The sequence below is a fragment of the Enterococcus sp. FDAARGOS_375 genome (assembly GCF_002393265.1).
GTDB classification, from domain to species: domain Bacteria; phylum Bacillota; class Bacilli; order Lactobacillales; family Enterococcaceae; genus Enterococcus_D; species Enterococcus_D innesii.
The window spans coordinates 2,402,422-2,421,417 of the sequence record NZ_CP023515.1 but is presented as its reverse complement, the minus strand read 5'-3'; the positions used below and the strand labels follow the sequence as shown (position 1 = coordinate 2,421,417).

The 18,996-nt window shown below is 41.3% G+C and carries 20 protein-coding genes and 1 other RNA gene; 7 read left to right on the top strand and 14 right to left on the bottom strand.

What is annotated here, in order from left to right; all coding sequences use genetic code 11:
* Positions 1-85 precede the first annotated feature (85 nt).
* Complete coding sequence (locus CO692_RS12795; RefSeq protein WP_096742392.1) at positions 86-856, top strand: Cof-type HAD-IIB family hydrolase; 771 nt, start codon at positions 86-88, stop codon at positions 854-856.
* Between the two features lie 62 nt (positions 857-918).
* Positions 919-1,282: a transfer-messenger RNA gene (ssrA, locus tag CO692_RS12790) on the top strand.
* Between the two features lie 529 nt (positions 1,283-1,811).
* Here ssrA and CO692_RS12785 read toward each other — a convergent pair.
* Positions 1,812-2,027, bottom strand: coding sequence for a helix-turn-helix domain-containing protein (locus tag CO692_RS12785; protein ID WP_074933564.1), 216 nt, complete (start codon positions 2,025-2,027; stop codon positions 1,812-1,814).
* 115 nt (positions 2,028-2,142) lie between these two features.
* Between CO692_RS12785 and CO692_RS12780 the strand changes: the two genes are divergently transcribed.
* The 3 genes from CO692_RS12780 to CO692_RS12770 all read left to right on the top strand — a co-directional run bounded on the left by CO692_RS12780 (position 2,143) and on the right by CO692_RS12770 (position 4,656).
* On the top strand, positions 2,143-2,442 hold the full coding sequence (locus CO692_RS12780; RefSeq protein ID WP_086338012.1) for a hypothetical protein: 300 nt from the start codon (positions 2,143-2,145) through the stop codon (positions 2,440-2,442).
* Positions 2,443-2,678: 236 nt separating this feature from the next.
* Positions 2,679-3,047 (top strand): ACT domain-containing protein, encoded by a 369-nt coding sequence (locus CO692_RS12775; protein ID WP_010749708.1) that lies wholly within the window; start codon positions 2,679-2,681, stop codon positions 3,045-3,047.
* A gap of 508 nt (positions 3,048-3,555) precedes the next feature.
* Positions 3,556-4,656, top strand: a complete 1,101-nt coding sequence (locus tag CO692_RS12770; RefSeq protein WP_081116486.1) for a mandelate racemase/muconate lactonizing enzyme family protein — start codon at positions 3,556-3,558, stop codon at positions 4,654-4,656.
* 53 nt (positions 4,657-4,709) lie between these two features.
* Here the strand turns inward: CO692_RS12770 and CO692_RS12765 are convergent, their stop codons facing one another.
* Both CO692_RS12765 and CO692_RS12760 read right to left on the bottom strand, forming a co-directional pair.
* Positions 4,710-6,125, bottom strand: coding sequence for a glycoside hydrolase family 1 protein (locus tag CO692_RS12765; protein WP_086293025.1), 1,416 nt, complete (start codon positions 6,123-6,125; stop codon positions 4,710-4,712).
* Positions 6,126-6,140: 15 nt separating this feature from the next.
* Positions 6,141-7,445 carry a PTS sugar transporter subunit IIC gene (locus tag CO692_RS12760; protein WP_096742391.1) on the bottom strand — a complete coding sequence of 435 codons (1,305 nt, stop codon included), beginning with the start codon at positions 7,443-7,445 and terminating at the stop codon, positions 6,141-6,143.
* A 171-nt stretch (positions 7,446-7,616) separates the two neighbouring features.
* Here CO692_RS12760 and CO692_RS12755 point away from each other — a divergent pair, with 171 nt between their 5' ends.
* Positions 7,617-8,318 (top strand): GntR family transcriptional regulator, encoded by a 702-nt coding sequence (locus tag CO692_RS12755; RefSeq protein WP_096742390.1) that lies wholly within the window; start codon positions 7,617-7,619, stop codon positions 8,316-8,318.
* Between the two features lie 53 nt (positions 8,319-8,371).
* Here the strand turns inward: CO692_RS12755 and CO692_RS12750 are convergent, their stop codons facing one another.
* The 4 genes from CO692_RS12750 to CO692_RS12735 all read right to left on the bottom strand — a co-directional run bounded on the left by CO692_RS12750 (position 8,372) and on the right by CO692_RS12735 (position 13,028).
* Positions 8,372-9,136, bottom strand: a complete 765-nt coding sequence (locus CO692_RS12750; RefSeq protein WP_096742389.1) for a serine hydrolase — start codon at positions 9,134-9,136, stop codon at positions 8,372-8,374.
* A gap of 36 nt (positions 9,137-9,172) precedes the next feature.
* A complete protein-coding gene (locus tag CO692_RS12745; RefSeq protein WP_186366410.1) occupies positions 9,173-10,087 on the bottom strand; it encodes a C40 family peptidase in 915 nt (304 codons plus the stop codon).
* A gap of 21 nt (positions 10,088-10,108) precedes the next feature.
* On the bottom strand, positions 10,109-11,182 hold the full coding sequence (locus CO692_RS12740; RefSeq protein ID WP_096742387.1) for a dipeptide epimerase: 1,074 nt from the start codon (positions 11,180-11,182) through the stop codon (positions 10,109-10,111).
* Positions 11,183-11,366: 184 nt separating this feature from the next.
* Complete coding sequence (locus CO692_RS12735) at positions 11,367-13,028, bottom strand: peptide ABC transporter substrate-binding protein (protein ID WP_096742386.1); 1,662 nt, start codon at positions 13,026-13,028, stop codon at positions 11,367-11,369.
* 707 nt (positions 13,029-13,735) lie between these two features.
* On the opposite strand from CO692_RS12735, the gene CO692_RS12725 reads away from it, so the two are divergent.
* On the top strand, positions 13,736-14,071 hold the full coding sequence (locus tag CO692_RS12725; RefSeq protein ID WP_096742385.1) for an antibiotic biosynthesis monooxygenase family protein: 336 nt from the start codon (positions 13,736-13,738) through the stop codon (positions 14,069-14,071).
* Positions 14,072-14,145: 74 nt separating this feature from the next.
* Here CO692_RS12725 and CO692_RS12720 read toward each other — a convergent pair whose 3' ends face one another.
* The 7 genes from CO692_RS12720 to CO692_RS12690 form a co-directional block, all read right to left on the bottom strand.
* Positions 14,146-14,919 (bottom strand): hypothetical protein, encoded by a 774-nt coding sequence (locus CO692_RS12720; RefSeq protein ID WP_096742384.1) that lies wholly within the window; start codon positions 14,917-14,919, stop codon positions 14,146-14,148.
* 170 nt (positions 14,920-15,089) lie between these two features.
* A complete protein-coding gene (locus CO692_RS12715; protein WP_005237217.1) occupies positions 15,090-15,317 on the bottom strand; it encodes a hypothetical protein in 228 nt (75 codons plus the stop codon).
* 180 nt (positions 15,318-15,497) lie between these two features.
* Positions 15,498-15,959, bottom strand: coding sequence for a GAF domain-containing protein (locus tag CO692_RS12710; RefSeq protein WP_096742383.1), 462 nt, complete (start codon positions 15,957-15,959; stop codon positions 15,498-15,500).
* A 177-nt stretch (positions 15,960-16,136) separates the two neighbouring features.
* Positions 16,137-16,787 carry an NAD(P)H-binding protein gene (locus CO692_RS12705; protein ID WP_077454239.1) on the bottom strand — a complete coding sequence of 217 codons (651 nt, stop codon included), beginning with the start codon at positions 16,785-16,787 and terminating at the stop codon, positions 16,137-16,139.
* 135 nt (positions 16,788-16,922) lie between these two features.
* Positions 16,923-17,348 carry an Rrf2 family transcriptional regulator gene (locus CO692_RS12700; RefSeq protein ID WP_034878711.1) on the bottom strand — a complete coding sequence of 142 codons (426 nt, stop codon included), beginning with the start codon at positions 17,346-17,348 and terminating at the stop codon, positions 16,923-16,925.
* Positions 17,349-17,539: 191 nt separating this feature from the next.
* Positions 17,540-17,944 (bottom strand): VOC family protein, encoded by a 405-nt coding sequence (locus tag CO692_RS12695; protein WP_096742382.1) that lies wholly within the window; start codon positions 17,942-17,944, stop codon positions 17,540-17,542.
* Between the two features lie 270 nt (positions 17,945-18,214).
* A complete protein-coding gene (locus CO692_RS12690; RefSeq protein WP_186366412.1) occupies positions 18,215-18,934 on the bottom strand; it encodes a DNA-binding response regulator in 720 nt (239 codons plus the stop codon).
* Positions 18,935-18,996: the final 62 nt, after the last annotated feature.

The following is an 18,996-nucleotide window of genomic DNA, read 5'->3' as shown; positions in this document are numbered from 1 at the left end:
CGATTATTCATAAAGGTTTGCCTTTTTTTCAATCTTTGATAAGATTGTGAGTGGACTATGACTATAAACCTTAGGAGTAAGATACATGACCTATAAAGCATTAACATTTTTTGATCTTGACGGTACGCTTTTAGATGAACACGCGCAAATCACTTCGGAAATTGCTGAAGCGATGGCGATATTGCGAAAAAACGAAGTACTGCCGATCATTGCAACTGGAAGAACTGAACCTGAAGTTACCGCCATTCGTGAAGCAGCTGGGATCACCTCAAACATCGTCATGAACGGGGCCTTTATTCGCATTGACGGCAAAGAAGTTTTTTCTGATACTCTAGAACCTGAGCTTTGCGCACGAATGTACCAAGCTGTCAAAGACAATGGTGATGAGCTGTGTTATTACAATGAGAAAGGCTATTGGGCGACTGGTCACACCGAGGAAATGGTCGGTGCATACAACTACGTCCGTAGCCCTCTCCCAGAAATCGATCCTCTGCATTATGAAACGGACCGGACCAATATGTTGCTGGTTTTAGGTGTCGGCAACGATGCTTATTATCATGAGCTTTTTCCAGAATTAACTTTTTATCGTAATACGCCTTTTTCGATCGATGTCGTAAAATCTGGCACCTCTAAAGGGACTGGCGTAAAAACCTTGGTAGAATTGTTGGGTCTAGAAGATGTACCTACCTTCGGCTTTGGTGACGGCAGCAACGATTTCGCCCTTTTAGAAGCCTGTGACCACAAAATTGCCATGGGAAATGGGATTCAAGAGTTGAAAGAACTGGCAGATTTCGTTACCTTGAAAAATACCGAAGGCGGAATCGTGCACGCCCTGAAACACTTTGACTTGATCTGATCCTTTGCACATGAACAAAAATATGGTATACTAGTGAATGGTAGCGATACCCCTTTTATCGAGGGGATGTTACGGATTCGACAGGCATAGTTGAGCCTGAATTGCGCTTCGTAGGTTACGTCTACGTTAAAACGTTACAGTTAAATATAACTGCTAAAAACGAAAACTCTTACGCTTTAGCTGCCTAAAAACAGTTAGCGTAGATCCTCTCGGCATCGCCCATGTGCTCGAGTAAGGGTCCTATTCTAAGTGGGATACGTTTTATCTTTCCGTCTGTAAGATAAAAAAGAGCTCATCAGACTAGCGATACAGACTGCCTGTCACTCGGCAAGCTGTAAAGCGAACCTTCAAATGAGTTGACTATGAGCGTAGATTTTTAGGTAGCAATATGTTTGGACGCGGGTTCGACTCCCGCCATCTCCATAAGCTTAAATCGATTAGATTTTCGTAGTTTTTCCTAAGTGTTCAAAACCTTGATTTAAAGAGGTTTTGAACACTTTTTTTGTATTTTCAGTTGCACAATGTTTTTCGTAGTTTTCTTGTTTGGTAGTCAAATGGTGGTTAATTATCAGCTTTAAACCGATGTGCTATTCCTCGCTTTTCTTAGATTGTATTTCTTATACCGATTGAACCTACATTAATTGTTCAAGTGAAGTCAGATGCTTTTTTTTAAGCAATCAATGCTCTTCAATGGCGTACCTTTTCACCAAATTGTATACGAGTCTCTTTTTTGCGAGTTTTTCTTGGGCTGATTTTTTTACTCTATTTTTGATTTAAGGCTTTTTACTCCTTAGTATCTTTAGATACACTTTTTTTCACTCCTGTTTTGCGTTCTCAACGGCATTCTTTTTTCCTATCTAAAGAATATAAAAATAAAGAAAACCTTAGAATAGTCAAGTTGTGCAGTGCGGCTATTCTAAGTGTTCTCTTTTTGTCTTGTTCTACTTTTCAAAAGTTATTTTTTTGTGAGTCTGATAATTTCTGAAATATCGTCAATTTCCAATGCATTAGCGATTCTTTCAATATGTTGAAGGTAAACTTTTTCTCGTTTGCCATTTGCCAGCTTATTAATAATCGAAGGTTCAATATCAGATAAGCGTGCTAACTCTCTTAGAGAAATTCCTCGGCTTTTTACAAGCTCTTTTAAGCCTATTTCTATTTTTCTGTTCATGTATTAGCCACCTTTTTCTGCAAGCAGATGTTGTTCATAAGGACATCATATAGTAAAATAGAACCTAAGGTGGTGTCTATAAGAGCACCATTAAAAACAGAATGGAGGCGTTACTTTGAAAGAAATAGAAAAGATTGGCATTAAGACAAGTAATAAGCAGCCGGTAAAAGAAATTAGCTACCAGGACATATATGGTTTAGGAGATACTTTGGAGCAATTAAAATCTTGGCAAGAACCACTCTGTGTATTAGAAAAATTTTTCAGTGACAAAAAAAGACCAGCTAACAAGCAGAAAATCATCCGAGATTATCATGCCTGTTCCTTATTATTTCATGTCTTTCTCACAGACTTTGGTAGCTCCCTCGAAAAACTGGAACTCCAGATTGGTGATTTAAAAACTCGAAGAAAAGTTTAATAGCAAAACGATAGCTTGAGCTCACATCAAGCGATAAATGATCGCTTACTTTGCTTATTTAGTCTAATAATGGAATATTTTTAACCGCTTATTTTCCTCTGTATAGAATCTACCCGTCTGTTACGTCTCGCAGAAACGACACAACGCTTAGAATCATACGTGATCAAATGATAATCGCCTTCCCTTCTTTCTTATCCTTTGATATGATGATTGCATCAAACGAAGGACGTGATTAAATGAAACTGACCTTATTGGCACCCTCTTTTTCTGTCATCCAAGTAGAGCGTATTGATCCTTCGATACTGAAGATCGTTCCTCTATTTTTTGCCCATACGTCAGAAGAACTTTCTTTGGTGTTACCAACGGCAAAGGTTCCAGCTGAAACACTAAACAGAGAAGATGGATGGAAAGCGATGAAAATAATTGGTGTGCTGGATTTTAGCTTAATTGGCATTATTGCAAAAATCTCTTCCCTTCTAGCCGAGGAGTCAATCAGTATTTTTGCTGTTTCTACCTTCAATACTGATTATATTTTAATCAAGGAACATCAGGTAGAACAAGCTCGTACTGTTTTAACCGCCAATGATTATTCCTTTGTCAATTGAGAAAAACTTGTTCTTCCTTACGATAAGTTACTCTCGCTCGCTTTATGAAATACAAAAGAACGACTGAACCAAAGAAGTTCAGTCGTTCTTTTGTATTTCACTTGTCGTTTAACAAAGATAAGAGTACTGGGTATCCCAAATAAAAGACTTCCCCAAGCTTTCATTTGCCCCAGTACTCTTCATTGCTCGTTGTTAAGATAATCATAATACAAAAATGATTTTTATTCAATAACTATGCTTTAAAAATAAATAAAATGCTATTTTGTGACAATTTATAGGGGTTTCACTTCATTTCTAGCTAATATTCCCTATATCTGTTTATATTCTAAATGGTTCCATGAAGCATCAGTTGATGAGATGCGATCCCTTCGATAGCGATCCTCCTTCTTTTAAAGTTTTGAATTTGAGGAAATTCAGCCTTGTCAATCTCGCCTTCCCATGCTACCATGGTTATGCAAACGTTAACATTAAAATGCACACGTGAACATTAATTTGAGGAGGATTTTTAATGGCAAAAATTACAGATGTACAAACAGCGTATTATCGGATACCTCTTCCAGAAATCATGGAAGATGCGAAGCACGGCTTACACACCCACTTTGAAGTGCCTATCGTCAAGATCGTTACTGATGATGGACGTGAAGGGGTCGGCTATACGTATACTGGTGGCTTCGGTGGCGAATCGATCGCCAAACTGATCGATAAAGAACTAAAAGCGATCCTTTTAGGGAAAGATCCAGCATGTGTGGAAGCCTTGTGGGATCAGATGAACTGGGGAATCCACTATGTTGCCAGAGGCGGTTTAGCAAGTTTCGCCATTGCGGCTTGTGATATCGCCTTGTGGGACTTACGTGCGAAAAAAGCACAAGAACCCCTCTACAAACTTTTAGGCGGCGCAAGCAACAAAGTAAAATGCTATGGTGGTGCGATTGATCTAAACTTTCCTCTTGAAAAACTCTTAGCCAATAATCAAAAATATTTAGACATGGGATTAAAAGCGGTCAAAATCAAATTGGGACAAAAAACACTTGCCGAAGATATTGCTCGCATAAAAGCGGTCAGAGAATTGATTGGTCCCGATGTTGTCTTTATGGTGGATGCCAACATGAGCTGGTCTGTTGAAAAGGCGATCAAAGCCGCCAAACTGATGGCGCCTTATGACATTTTGTTCCTTGAAGAACCAACGATCCCCGAAGATTACGAAGGCTACGCTCGTATCGCTAAAGAAGGGCAAATTGCGGTGGCAGGCGGAGAAAACTTGCGCACCCCTATCGAATTTGCTCATATGATCAAATATGGCAATGTCGATTTTCCGCAACCCGACGCTTCCAATTGCGGTGGGATCACCGGCTGGTTGAAAATTGCTGCCTTAACACAAACAAGTAACTTATCTGTTTCTACACATGGCATGCAAGAATTGCACGTTAGTCTACTAGCAGCGATGCCTAATGCTGGGTATCTCGAAATGCACAGTTTCCCAATCGATCAATACACCACGAGACCGTTAGTGATCGATCCATCCGATGGATGTGCGATTGCACCAGAAGAACCAGGGATTGGCGTCACCTTTGACTGGGAGAAACTTGCTCCTCATAAACAACCCTTTTAACTGAAAACCCACGCTGATTTCCTTTAGGATGAGGAAATCGGCGTGGGTTTTTATTACAGAATCAATGGTTTTTCTTCAAATGGAAGCCACCGTTCATCAATCAGGGAACGATACCAAGCGGCTGATTTTTTTAATGACCGAGTCCGTTCTTCATTTAGCTCGACTCGTACAAGACCATAGCGGTTTTTGAACGCATTCATAGGTGAAACACAATCGGTAAATGCCCAAAGCATATAGCCTTCGCAGTTGGCGCCTTCCTCGACGGCTTTTAGCAGCCAGTAAAGATGTTCGGTAATAAACTGAATCCGATAGTCATCTTGGACTTGACCTGTGGCATCCATATACTGTTCTTCATTTTCCCGCCCCATACCATTTTCAGTGATCAGCCATGGAATATTGCCATAATTCTCCTTAAGATAATTTGCCATATCGTACATGACCTTCGGATAGATTTCCCAGCCACGGGAGTTATTCATTTGTTTTCCTGGCAAATCAAAGGTCTCATAAAACATTTCTGGATGAAATGGTGTATCCGAATGCCATTGATATCGTGGTGCCCGCACGCGTTTCGGGTAGTACTGATTGACACCTAAGAAATCCACCGTATGGGTGCGGATCGTTTCCAAATCTTCTTCTGTCGGATCAAAGTAGATGTCATAGGTTTGGCAAAGTGTGATAAGTTCATCTGGATAATGCCCCTTAACCATTGGATCAAAAAAGATTCGGTTGAAAAAAAGATCGTACATTTTTTGCGCGTTTTGATCCTCTGGTGAGGAAGAGCGTGCGTAAACCATTTCTGGATTTAGCACACAACCGATGCGCCCCTCGTAGCCCTTTTCATGATAGACAGCCACCGCTTGGGCGGAAGCCAATACTTTGTGATAATTCCAAAGCATCCATTTTTTTGTGTTTTGCTCATGGGGCCAGCGGATCGCATCGAGATAGCAACGAGTCTGAATAACGATCGGCTCATTGAAGGTAAACCACTGTTTGACTCGATCACCGTAACGCTCGAAGGCGATTTCGGCATAACGAGTATATAGATCGACCACTTTCCGCGAGCTCCAGCCATCATAGGCATCCATCAAACTAGCTGGCAGTTCATAATGTTCCAAACAAAGCATCGGTTCGACCCCAGCCGCAAGCAATTGGTCGATAAGCTGATCGATATGAGCAGCATAATCTTCATCAACGATCAGCTGTTCATGGTCGGTAAAGAAGCGCGCCCAATTGATCGATGTTCGGTAATGGGTCAAATGAACCTCCTGCATCAGTTCAACATCCTCTGAAAACTTTTCCATAAAATTCGTCGCAACAGCCGGCCCGTAGCCATTATGCCAGACAAAGCGTTCTTCTTTGTACCAGCGGTCGAGATACGAATCTTGCCCTTCTTTCTTTCCTTGCCAGCCTTCTGTCTGCCAAGCAGACGAAGCAGCCCCTAAAATAAATGTTTCAGGTATTTTTACCATTTTTTTAAAACTCCTTTATGCAACTTCATTGGTCGTACGATTCATTACCAAAACAAAAGGTAGATAGATCAAAATTGCCACGACAATACAGATAACTTGCGTGATCACAGCCCCGATATCCCCAGCAGTAGCTAGATAAGCATTGACGATCGGTGGCATCGGCCATGGGACCATTACCACGGCTTTAGCGGCAAAGCCTAGACTTGTCGCCACGTACCCAATCGTTCCTGTTACTAACGGTGTCAGGATAAAGGGAATCGCCAAAATGGGATTCAGCATAATTGGCATTCCGAAGATCACTGGCTCATTGATATTGAAAATCCCAGGTGCTAATGACAATTTAGTGATTTGGCGCATGTCCTCCCGCTTGCCGACGATCAAAATCGCAATCAGCAACCCAATCGTAACCCCAGAGCCGCCCATACTCATATACATATCCCAAAACGGCATCGTAATAATATTGGGTACTTCTTTTCCATCTTCAAAAGCTTCCGTATTGACAGCGATCGCTGCCAGCAACAATGGTTCGCGTATGGGTTTGACCATCTGGTTCCCATGAATCCCGATGACCCAAAAAACTTGTGCGATAAACATCAACAACAAGATACCTGGCAATCCTTGGACGATCCCTTCCAGTGGTCGTTGGACGACATTGTAGATGATATCGTAAGCATACATCCCTGTGAGTGCTTTGATAGCAAAACCAGCGGTGGCGATGATGGTCACGGTGAAAATCGTTGGAAACAATGCCGAAAAACTTGCCGAAACATTCCCAGGAACACTATCAGGCATCGTGATCTGCAGCCGTTTTTGTCTTCCTAACCACGCATAAAGCTCGATGGAAACGATCGCAACGAACATGCCTAAAAATAGGCCTTTCGTGTCAGTATATTGCTTAGCCAGCACGTTTTCAGCAACCACCGTCGCATCTTCGTGCAAAAATTCAAAGATCATTGGATTAACAGAAAGATAAGACATCACGGCGATGATTCCTGGAAAGACCCCCGAAATCTTATTTAATTTTGCTAGCTCAATCCCAATCAGAAACACTGCATAGATCGTTAAGAAACTCAACGTCACATAACTGACCGCAGATGAGATCGGTTTTAAACTTTCTAAAAAGCGCAGTGCCTCGATTTGTGCCAATCCATTTTCAGCATCAAAAACCATTGCTGAAAACAAAGTACCAAATGCCCCGGTAATGATTACTGGAATCAAAGCAGCAAAGGCATTTTTAATGACCATGATGTAGCGTAAATTGTTGATCCTATTGGCAAACTTTCCTAAAACGTCAGCGAGTCGATCCATAAATCCTTGCATAAAACTCCCTCCTATACCCCTATTCTTCAATCGTTAGAAAACGATTACATTCCAAATGTAATTCATTTCCTGAAGAATGTAAACGCAGGAAAAGCCTTTAAAACAAGGTATGTAAAGCTGCAAGTTTACATACTTCGTTTTATCACTTATTATTATTTTGAGGTGAAGCAAATGGCGAACTACCATGACATCGCTGCCGATCTACGGAGCAAAATCAATCACGGGTTTTACGAAGAAGAGAAAAAATTGCCGGAACAATCCGAACTGGCTGTCCATTATCAGACCAGCCGCGTGACGATTCAAAAAGCATTGAATATTTTACAAATGGAAGGCATTATTTACGGTAAAAAAGGCACGGGTACCTTTATCAGCGACGCCTATTCAACCTTCGATTACAACGCCAAGATCAATCGTGGATTGACCAAACGTCTTGGGGAAACAGGAAAGATCACCAGCAAGATCATTTCTTTTGCCATTCTTTTTCCCGATGAGAAAGAACAAGAAAAACTAAAAATCCGCAGTGACCAACAAATTTATGATATCGTTCGTTTGCGCCTGTTTGACGATATACCCGTTGTTTTAGAATATACCATCATGCCGCTTCATGTCATTCCCGGGATTACCGAGGAAGTCTTAAACTCATCGGTCTACAGTTATATCACCAACCAGCTACACTCCTCGATTGGGACATCTGTCCGTCGCATCAAAGCGGATCGTGCAGATAACTATGATCAGCAATACTTAGCTTGTGCTGCCACCGATCCCATCTTAGAAGTGGAACAAACGGTTTATCTCGGCGATGGGACGCCTTTTGAATTTTCTCAGTCACGGCATCGTTATGATATGGGAGATTTTATCGTCGTAAATAATTAATACGCTGCGTATCGAGTATCTCTGAGTGAGGATCGATACGCAGCGTATTTTACTTAAAAATATTGCTGATAGACTGTTTGACCAATTTCTCTTAGCCAACTGATCCCTTGACCACTACCGGTTTTATCATAGGAAAACGCCACAATGATGATCGTCGTTTCATTGGCTTGTAAATACGCTACATCGTGTTCGATGCGGTCAAGACGGCCTGTCTTATTAAAAATGCGGCACGCAGGATGCGTTGTTTCAGCAAAAGTCCCTGGTATGCCCTCTTGAAATTGCTGCTGATTTAAGGCTGAAAATCCTAGGGCAGCTTCTTCTTGTTTAACACACCTTAGTAGTAGTTTGGCAGCCGCCGAAGGGGTCAAGCGGTTCTCTTTGTCTTTGATCGGTCGCATCATATACCGTTCAAATTGGATTTCCGGCTCCTGGATCCATGCTTGAAGTGTGGGCAACCCTACTAAGTCCAATAGTACATTGGTGGCGGTATTATCAGATACGGCGATCATCGCTGTAAGCAGTTCACTGATAGCCCAGCTTTTTTTCTGAGGAAAAAGACGGAGTACCCCAGCGCCACCTGTCAGATCAACGGGGCTCACACAAATTACCTGTTGGGGATCGATCTTTTTTTCGATGATTTGTTCAAGGTAATAGGCATACAATACAAGCTTACTGATACTTGCTGCTGGAAATGACTTATGACTCTGATAGTCAACAAGACATTTCGTTGGCGTACCAATCCATAACCCCATTTCCAATGTTGCTTGATATTTTTTTAGGATATGATTTATTTCTAAATAAACGTCATCTTTTGTCATCAAACGCTCCTTTCCTAAAAGTCAGTAAAGGATTACTCATGTGCCCGATTTAATTGGTGTATTTGGTTTGTCTTGCCAATAGCGCGCCACAACTGCTAGTTCTGGTTCATAATTAGAACCAGCGATTTTGGTTTTCATGACCCGCGATCCGGGTGTTCTTGAATGAATCATTTCATCATCCCCCAAATACAACCCAACATGATGGACTTCGCCTTTTCCTTCTTCATAAGCAAACAGCAGCAGATCCCCTGGTTGTGCCTGACTGTAAGGCACGATGTTTGCTTGTTGTGCTTGCTCAATCGTATCTCGGGGGATCAAAATACCATGAAGTCGATGCAGCGAATACATGAATCCAGAACAATCAAAGCCACTGCCGCTAATGCCTGCCCAGACATAGGGCTGATTCAAAAATTGTTCTGCTAGTGCAATCATTTTCTCGGGCAGATTTGTCCATGTATCCACAATGACTTGAGCAAAGGATTTAGCGATCGTTGCTGGTCCATTAGGCGTAGCCACTCGATAGGAATCTGCGGTTTCCCCAACTAGGGGTAAAACCGTCCCAAAAGAAACGATCCGTGTCGCTGAGTCAAAAACAAGCAAAGCTTCTTTGGCAGTCACGCCGAGCATTCTTTTAGCTGTTGCATAGTCTGGTGGCAATGGCTTCAATACCTCGTTTGGTAGATAGCCGGGATAGCCAAGCGGGTGTTTATTGCTTTTTTGATCCAAGACGATCACATGGGACCAACCATCCATTTGGTCGATGACTTCTACAATCGTCCCATATAATACTTCGGAGTCCACTAAGCTTTCCTGGTAAAGCTGCATCGTATCTTCATCAGTCAAAAAAGTGTGCAACGCTTCTAAAGGAAATGCTTTGATTTTTGCTAGTACTTTGTTTTTTTGGGGTTCCTTCCATAAGAAGGAAGAGCCAGCCTGAACAATTTGTTTCATCTTTGCTCCTCTCATAACTGTTTATTCGTTGATTCCTAGTCCGATGCGTTCGGTGACGCTCAAGCTTCCTGGACGCTGAAGAATCCCTTGCGTTTCAGGGGAAGTCGTTTGAGTCTCCCACATAAAAGGAACATCCAGATCATAAAATTGGACATCGTTCATCCCTAAGGCAAAATGGGCGGCGGCAGCCATTCCACCATACCCTTCAATCATCGAACCGACCATCACCGGCACTTGATGCTCTTTTGCCAATTGATAAATTTTTTGTCCCTCTTTGATCCCGCCGCTTTTCATCAATTTAATGTTCAAATAATTGCAGCAGTTTTCAGCAATCAAACGTTTGGCATCCTCATAGGAAAAAAGACTTTCATCGGCCATGATCGGAATCGTCGTCCGAGCAGTCACATAGCTGAGTCCAGCAAAATCATGGGCTTTTACTGGCTGTTCAACAAACTCGATCGGAATGTCTTGCCATTGGTCTAAAATCTGCACCGCTTCTTCTTTGGTCCAGCCTTGATTCGCATCGATTCGAAAGGGGATCGTTCCTGCCAAGCGTTCATTGATGCGGCGAATTTTCGCAACTTCCTCTTCGATCGTTCCTGCCCCTAGTTTGATTTTCAAAGATCGAAACCCCGCTTGGACTTTTGCTTGGGCATCATGCAGCATCTGCTCCTGTGAGCCGACACTGATCGTATAATCGGTTGTCAGTGTATTGACAGAACCTCCTAAATAACGGTAAAGCGGTAAGTTAGCTGCTTTAGCCAGTGCATCATGCAATGCAATATCGATCGCCGCTTTAGGGCTCGTATGATGCTGGATCAACGCATGAAGCTCATCCATTACCGACAATTGCGCATCTACCTTTCTGCCTAACAGGAACGGGGCAAAGACCGTTTCAATATCTTTTAAAATACTTTCTTTTGTATCACCGGTGATGACTTCGGTAGGTGCTGCTTCTCCGATACCAACGATCCCATTGTCAAAAGAAAGCAGCACTCGAATCACTTCGACGGCGTGCACTTCTCTGAGCGCCGTTTTAAACGGTGCATTCAGCTGGATCGGAATTCGTTTGGTTTCAACTGCTGTGATTTTCATTGGCGTTCCCCCTAAAAAGAAAAGCCGTTCTTATCTAGCTGGAATGAATGATTCCTCTTCACTGCTAGATAAAGAACGGCTGTATTCCTTGTTCTCAAGTTGCTGAACGCTTGGCGTTCCTCTTTTCTGCAGTACTGTTTGACTACATCAGTCGGTAGATGTATGAAAGAATCAATTTTTATACTTATTCTTCGACAAACACATTTTTATAGTCATAGGCAGCACCGACACTATGAACGATGAGACCTTTGATCTTAGGCGACCGCAGATGTGCTTCTGCACTTTGAAAAAGCGGAATAATGCCCAAATCTTCATTTAAGATTTTTTCTGCTTCCACCATATTTTCCCAACGGGCTTCTGGGTTGTTGGCATTTTCATTGGAGGCTTGTTCGATCAATTGGTCGTAGTCATCATTTAACCATTTCCCACGATTGTAGGAACTGTCTTTTTTGAACAATTCTAAAAAGTTGATTGGATCTGCATAATCACCGATCCAATTGTTCATGACCATCTCAAAATCGCCGCTATTGGAACGATCCAAACGAACAGAAAAAGGAACATTTGTGACTTCGACAGTCAATCCATCCAGTGTTTGCTGCAAGGTTCCTTGAATGTATTCCGCCATTTTTTTCGATTGGTCGGTATCTGAGGTCAGCAGCTCGAAAGACAACGTATCGATCCCCAGCTCAGCTTTGGCCTTTTCCCAATACTCTTGGGCTTTTTCTTCGTCAAAGGCTAACGTGGTTGCCGCATCCTCAACAAAGTCAGCTTTTGTCTCTGGATTGAAAGCTAGGTCAGAAGGAACAAAACCGACAGCCGGTAATGAGCCGTTGCCTAAAATATTCTCAACGATTTGTTGCCGATTCATGCTATAAGAAATGGCTTGGCGCAAATTTGCATTTCGAAAAGGCGAATCTTCTGGTGCTTGATTCATTTCTAAATACTGAGTGGTTGCACTAGGCTGAACAATGTAATCAGGATGATTCACATTCTGCATCGCCAATTCACCGCTTAAAATAATGTCATCGGCTTGTCCGCTTTCGTACAAGTTATAAGCAGTCGATGAGTCTTTCACGACATCGAAATTAACTGTTTCAAGTTTGACTGAATCGGCATCCCAATAATCCGGATTTTTTTCCAATGACCACTGGATATCGGTGCCTGGGCCAGCATAATTGGTCAATAGGAATGGTCCATTGTACGCCGCGTTTTCACTTGTTAAGGCGTATTGATCACCAAATTCCTCCACGACACGTTCGTTTTGTGGGAAGAAGGTTGGAAAAGCCAGTAAAGATAAAAAGTAAGGTGTTGGTTTTTCTAACGTGATTTTCAACTCATGATCATTGACTGCTTCGATCCCTAACTCGCTTTTATCTAGCGTGCCATCTGAAATAGCAGATGCATTTTTAACGGGTGCTAGCATATAGGCATAATTGGAAGCTGTAGCTGGATCAACGGTTCGCTGCCAGCTAAAAACATAATCAGCCGCTGTAACTGGATCACCATTGGACCATTTTGCCTCTTCTCGCAGTGAAATGGTATAGGTCAGGCCATCTTCACTGACTTCAGCGTCTTTACTTGCCCCAGCAATTACAGGAACATTGTTCTCATCCAAGCGATAAAGGCCTTCATAAGCATTGTTCAGAGTAATAAAGCTATAAGAGTCGGTTGCTAAAGAAATATCGGCACTGCCCATCTCTGCTGAAAATTGCACATTGATCACTTGCTCTGCAGAAGAAGCTGCTGATGAATCCGTGTCGTTTTCTTGCGCGCCATTTTGACAAGCTGCTAAAAAGAAGCTGCCTAGTAACACAAGCGATACTGCATATTTGCTACGTTTCCCCATTTCTACTCATCCCCTTCTAACATTCAGATAATTCAAAAAATTCTGTTTGTTGTACCGAGTTTACCGCATGTTTATGCAGCCTGTCAATTTAACTCGACCAAAAAATGTAAGAGGTTACATGGTTGTGTCAGAAGCGCTCTTCTGAATGTAAAAAGTAGAAAAGTGCGACTTTATGCTGAATATCGTTGACAGGAGTCGTGCCAAGAAAGCATACAAAAAAGTACTGATCTTCTAGTGATCAGTACTTTGGCTACTCTCTTATACATCATTTCGCAGGTAAAATGGATAAAAAACTTTCTTAATTTTCCTTACCTTTCATACAAAAAAAGAAGACACAAATTTCGTCTTCATAGCGCTTTCTCAGAACCTTCCCACTTTTTTGCCTTTCAACTCAAGGAATAAAAGAAATCTCCTCAGAAAGTAAAAAAAACGTATCTATTTTAAAATGGGAGTGGTACACTAAACAAACGAAGAGTATTGCACGTGAGAAAAGAAAGACTTCCCCAAGTATCCATTTTCTCCAATACTCTTCGGACTCTTCAGTACGTATATTAATTATACGTACTTTTTTCATTTGTTCAAGGCTTTTGAAGGATTTAATCAAAAAGCAAAAATCGATACAAACGTACAAATTCTCAATGCTAATTGACAATGATTCTCAATTAGGGCTATACTAAATGAAATCACTCACAGCAAGGAGGAATTTCATGTATATCCGTACCGTCGCATTTGAAGTAATTCCTGAAGGTAAAGAACGATTTCTAGCTAAAATGAAAAAAGATACCGTCTCAATGAAAACATTTGCTGGGTGTCACTCTGCTGAAGCTTGGTTTTCAGAATCAAAAGACAGCCTCGTTTTCCAGTTAGTGTCAAAATGGACTGAGAAAAAAGCCTTTCAAGCTTGGTTAAAACGTCCCGAACATTTGCAAAAGCACCGAGATGCGTATCGAGCTGAAAAAGAAGGAACTGCAAAACCGAGCCTTGTTTTGTCCAAGACCGGCCAAGAATTTGTCTTGATCGATGAAGAACCTAGTCCTAGTTAGACTATAAGAGCGATCCACCAAAGCTGATTCCGTTCGCTTTGGTGGATCGCTTTCTTGTTCAGTATCTCTCTTTTCTATTCCACCGTTCGCTCGTTCAGGGTTCTTCCTTGCTGATCTTTTAATTGAAGCCAGCCATTGGTCCCCCCATAGTAAAGAAACATGCCGACCTCATTGACACTTTTTAATACGACGTCTTCAATCGTTCGTCCCTCTTTGATCGCTGATTGATTCTCTTGCCGTATCTTTTCTGCTAATCGAGCTGAAAAGCCCACCGAGCCGTCTTTGTTCAAAGGAACCTCTTGACGCAAGGTAGCGCCTTTTTCAATTCGAACCTCGTTGCGTTTCTGCCAATAGACCGTTGCTGTACTTCCTTGATAATCCACCATAAAGGGTTCATCTTGTAATTCTTTTGACCATTTATGACGAGGCTTGCCCCCTTTTTTCACCGCTTTCATTTCCTTTTTGCTGGTGAATACATAACCCAGAAAATCGATCAAGCAATCAAATGGTTCCGCACAAACAGCGACCTTTTGTTGCAGTTCCTGTGGAATCACGATAGGTGCGTTGGAAGCATTGGACAGTTGGTATTTCTCTTGGTAGTAGGCCGCTAAGTATGGCGCCATAATCTCCCAAGGTGGTGTAAGGATTATTAAGCGGTCATATTCTTGCTTGTCATCAAATGTTTTCTCATCTGTTACTGATAGTAATTGGCCTTTTTTTATGGCTAAGAGGACGGTATTGTCTTTTGCTTCAATAAGTTTTCCTTTAACAATTTGCAGTTGCCCTGCTTCCTGCGGCAATTCAAAAAGCATCTGTTTGTCATCAATGACCGTTTTTTCTAATTCCATTTTGCTCCCTGCTTTCTGCTAGTTTCTCGCCCATTATAGCATGTATTTTTCTACGCAGCTGTGTCGAAGAATCAAAAAAAGAGGCTGCTTCCAAGAAACAGCCCCTTTTTTAAGGGAATTGGTTTACGTGCATGGTTTCATTTTATTTTGATTGGGTGATTACCAATGGATCAGCTAAAAAAGCACTCAACTAGTGCTGGTTGATAGATCTCATTGTATTTTGCAACTACTCGTCCGCAACGTTCTTCGATATCTTCATGATCGATTCCATCATAGCGAATCACATTTAATACGACACACCTTTCCATTTTTCTGACCACTTCACCGATCACACGGCTTTGTAAGCCAACTGGTTTACATTCATATGCTTTACCTAATACAATTGTTTCTGCTTCCATAATTCTCTCCTTAAAAATTCATTTTTCTAATTGTATTATCATATTATCGTCTAATTTTAATTAAATAAAGCAATATGCCCGTAATTTGTAAATAATAACTAAAAAAAGCGTTCATATTCAATGAACGCTTCGCTTTAAAACATTATGTTGTTTTTACGTTAATATTAAAAAACAAGTGCTTTATTGGCGACATGCTACCAATAACGCCGCAAATTCTTCCAGATATTTCTGATCGATCGCATCATAGCTGTTTGTTTTTCCACTATCGATATCCAGCACGCCAAGCAGCTGATTACCAGCTACCATGGGAACTACGATTTCAGACATTGCTGCTGAGTCACAAGAAATATAATTTTCATGTTCTTTGACATTGGGTACGATCAATGTGGTTTTTTTCTCCGCTGATTCCCCACAAACCCCTTTGCCTAATGTGATTCTGGTGCAAGATACTCTTCCTTGGAATGGGCCTAAGATCAGTTCGCCTTCTTCAAATAAGTAGTAGCCGGCAAATACTGTATCTTCCAATGTTTCATTCAGTAAAGCAGAAGAGTTGGCTAGATTGGCGATCCAATTACTCTCCGCTTCTAACAACCCTTTTAATTGCAGAAGCATCAATTCATACGCTTCGATTTTTTTATTCATTTTCTCACCTCTGTCCTTGATTATAAGCAAACACAGAGGATTTGTCTCGTCTAAATTGCTGGGTACTGGAAACAAAAAATGTGAATAAAGAGAAGTCGCCTGAATCAGTCTACTTACTAACCTTTGTCAGCAACCGATCTCGATCGATTGGGTTCTCCTTCTCAATCATCTGCTGAACTACTCTGCATCAATCACAGTAAAACGAGTATTTTCATGTCGCACTGTTTCGATTTCATCAAGGATTGCTTTGGCTAACGTACCACTGGATGTTACTGATTCCTTTTGGTCATTGAATAGCAAGTGATCTTTCCCTAAAATCGCTGGTTTAGCTGGTCCTTCTTGAAAGACGTTCCCAGGAGAAATCCCCACCCAAGGGACATTTTTGACGGTTTCTAAAAAGAGGTATTCGTCTAGCTGATTTTCTGGAATCGCAATCCAGCTTTCACTTCCTGGGGCTTTTTTTAATTCGGTAAGATTGCGTTCGCCCGCTTCGTTGAACAGGCTGCCAGCTCCTAAAATGAAGAACAAGCGTGTGTTCTTTTCTCGAAACAGGTGCACTAATTTTGCTGCCAAATCCACATGCAAGTACGCTTGGTCAGGACTTGTCGCAAACGCATCGACCAATACGTCAAACCCGTCGAGGTCTCCTTCTGTTAACGAAAAAGCATCTTTTGTAAGTGTTTTGACTGTATCACCAAATTGTTCTTTGGCTTTAGCTTCATTTCTAACGATAGCAGTCACCTCATGTCCTCGCTGTACTGCTTCTTGATAAATAGCTGAACCTGCATTTCCTGTTGCGCCAATAACACCGATTTTCATGATAATCATCCTTCCTCATCTTTTGTTTGACTAAAACAGTTGTTACTAATCAAGTTACAACTAGAGTATAAAAGAAACTTTCTTTCCTGTCAAGAAATTGCTTAGCAGGTGAAAGTTCTTTTTACTGTGTTGTGTCCGTTCAATCTACTGTTTGGCTTCTCCTCGAATGCCTTCAATGATTGATTGCAACGAGATGGCACTCATCTCCTGCTCGATTTTCTTTTGCAGCACATCATAGGTTTCTTCTAATACCCCTTGAATATTCCCCCCAATTAAGCAGTTGGGGTTGGTTTTTTTGTCTGCATGTAAAAGATGGTGATCTTTTTCAACACTCGCATAAATGTCTAACAAAGAAATCTCATTTGGTTCCTTCGTTAGTTTAGGGTTTGGTTTTCCTCTTTGGCTTTCGATCAATCCAGCAACCCGTAAATCACTCATAATCCGGCGAACATAAGCAGGATTCGTTTCAACGCTCTGGGCGATCCGATCACTTGATAAATCAGTTCCTTTAAAGAGGTGGATGTAAGCGAGGATGTGAATGGCGTCGCTGTATTTGGTTGAATATTTCACTTCGTCTCCACTCCTTTTTCTTGTATCATACCTCTTTTTTAGCATTTAGACAAAGGGGACTGATCAATCTTACAAAACTCAAGAATCCCGTCAAAAAAAACAGCCCTCAAAAAGTTAGCACAAAAGCCTAACTTCTTGAAGGAACTGCATACTGAACCACTTTTTTACTTTTTATTTAAACGATCACTTTGCTAATAGCCATTCATCCATGCTGATTCAAGCTGATTGCCATCGGGATCAACGATTTCATAGCCGACCATCATGTCTTCTGGAATACCCATGTCAACTTGGAACGATTGGCCGCCATTTTCTTCTGCAATCTTCGCAAAATTCTTCGCTTCTTCTGGTGTATCGAAGCTAAACGCAATCAATGCACCACTTGTGTTCTTCGTATCCGCAATACGTCTGCCATTCAGAAACTGTTGATAAAACTCATGTTCTAACAACATCACCCAAATCGATTCACTCCAAACCATCCCGCTGCTAGTCTCGTTTGAAAACTCTTCATTTTTGACAAATCCCAACGCTTCATAAAAGGAGGTTGCACGTTTGATATCAGTGACAGGCAAATTTATAAACACCATTTTGTTCGCCATTTTCTTGCCTCTTTTCTTTGATAAGCTGCATTAACGAATCCGCTCTCATTATACCACCTATCAGTTGATTCACAAAAACATCAAACCTTATCATTTGTTATTGGTTTCTATCAGCTCATCCAAAAATGTTTTTTTTAAGTAAAAAAAAGGCCTTTGCATGCAAGACCTTTTTGCTTTTCTTACCTATGAAAAAGTAACCAAATACGCATCGCATAGAAGCCATTTTTTCGCTGATCAATTCAACGCAAGCTACTCTACTTTTTTTAATACTCAAAACTCAAGTCTTGAATCGATCACGGTAGCTTTCCCACGATAAATTTTTCGATACTCTTTGGGCGTATAACTAGTTGCTTTTTTAAATTTCTTACTAAAATAATTTGGATCATTGAATCCCGCTCTGACAGAGATTTCACTGATTGATCGATCACTTGTTGAAAGTTCTTTTTTAGCAACCTCAATACGATAAATCATCAAGTACAATGAAAAGGTCATCCCTAAGGTATTCTTGATCAAACGGCTGGTGTGATACCGGCTTAAATGCAGGTGATCTGCTAAAGTGTCTAACGTAATATGTTCTCTATAATTTTCATGAATATAGCGCAATATCTTATGTCTTAAAGAAAGCGAAGGAGAAGCTTCATTGTTTTTCTCGACGTGCAGCAAGGAAATCTGATTGATGGATTGAATCCCCCGGTCCAATGCATAAACAAAATCATTGGTGATCGGTTCCACTAAATAATCGATTAAGCCGTAACGCAACGCTTTTTGAGCGATAGCAAAGCTTTCTACTGCAGAATACAAAATTGCTTTTGCATTCGGGCAAAAAGAGAGCAATTCTTTGTATAATTCAAAACAGTCTCCTTCGCCATCCGCATTGATCACTGCAATTTCAACCGTTTGCTCAAGACATGTTCGCTGAAGCGCTTTTTTCGAATCAACCGTCGGAAGTAAGATGACATTTGGGAAATGACGATCGATCAAACGAATCATATCATTAACTGCTCCTCGCTCATTGCTGTCAATGATCAATAAATTACACACGAAATTTTCTC

Excerpts from the sequence above, each read along its gene's own strand:
- CO692_RS12795 (WP_096742392.1), top strand. The coding sequence starts at position 86 with ATGACCTATAAAGCATTAACATTTTTTGATCTTGACGGTACGCTTTTA.
- CO692_RS12785 (WP_074933564.1), bottom strand. The coding sequence starts at position 2,027 with ATGAACAGAAAAATAGAAATAGGCTTAAAAGAGCTTGTAAAAAGCCGA.
- CO692_RS12775 (WP_010749708.1), top strand. The coding sequence starts at position 2,679 with ATGAAACTGACCTTATTGGCACCCTCTTTTTCTGTCATCCAAGTAGAG.
- CO692_RS12770 (WP_081116486.1), top strand. The coding sequence starts at position 3,556 with ATGGCAAAAATTACAGATGTACAAACAGCGTATTATCGGATACCTCTT.
- CO692_RS12765 (WP_086293025.1), bottom strand. The coding sequence starts at position 6,125 with ATGGTAAAAATACCTGAAACATTTATTTTAGGGGCTGCTTCGTCTGCT.
- CO692_RS12760 (WP_096742391.1), bottom strand. The coding sequence starts at position 7,445 with ATGCAAGGATTTATGGATCGACTCGCTGACGTTTTAGGAAAGTTTGCC.
- CO692_RS12755 (WP_096742390.1), top strand. The coding sequence starts at position 7,617 with ATGGCGAACTACCATGACATCGCTGCCGATCTACGGAGCAAAATCAAT.
- CO692_RS12750 (WP_096742389.1), bottom strand. The coding sequence starts at position 9,136 with ATGACAAAAGATGACGTTTATTTAGAAATAAATCATATCCTAAAAAAA.
- CO692_RS12745 (WP_186366410.1), bottom strand. The coding sequence starts at position 10,087 with ATGAAACAAATTGTTCAGGCTGGCTCTTCCTTCTTATGGAAGGAACCC.
- CO692_RS12740 (WP_096742387.1), bottom strand. The coding sequence starts at position 11,182 with ATGAAAATCACAGCAGTTGAAACCAAACGAATTCCGATCCAGCTGAAT.
- CO692_RS12735 (WP_096742386.1), bottom strand. The coding sequence starts at position 13,028 with ATGGGGAAACGTAGCAAATATGCAGTATCGCTTGTGTTACTAGGCAGC.
- CO692_RS12725 (WP_096742385.1), top strand. The coding sequence starts at position 13,736 with ATGTATATCCGTACCGTCGCATTTGAAGTAATTCCTGAAGGTAAAGAA.
- CO692_RS12720 (WP_096742384.1), bottom strand. The coding sequence starts at position 14,919 with ATGGAATTAGAAAAAACGGTCATTGATGACAAACAGATGCTTTTTGAA.
- CO692_RS12715 (WP_005237217.1), bottom strand. The coding sequence starts at position 15,317 with ATGGAAGCAGAAACAATTGTATTAGGTAAAGCATATGAATGTAAACCA.
- CO692_RS12710 (WP_096742383.1), bottom strand. The coding sequence starts at position 15,959 with ATGAATAAAAAAATCGAAGCGTATGAATTGATGCTTCTGCAATTAAAA.
- CO692_RS12705 (WP_077454239.1), bottom strand. The coding sequence starts at position 16,787 with ATGATTATCATGAAAATCGGTGTTATTGGCGCAACAGGAAATGCAGGT.
- CO692_RS12695 (WP_096742382.1), bottom strand. The coding sequence starts at position 17,944 with ATGGCGAACAAAATGGTGTTTATAAATTTGCCTGTCACTGATATCAAA.
- CO692_RS12690 (WP_186366412.1), bottom strand. The coding sequence starts at position 18,934 with ATGATTCGTTTGATCGATCGTCATTTCCCAAATGTCATCTTACTTCCG.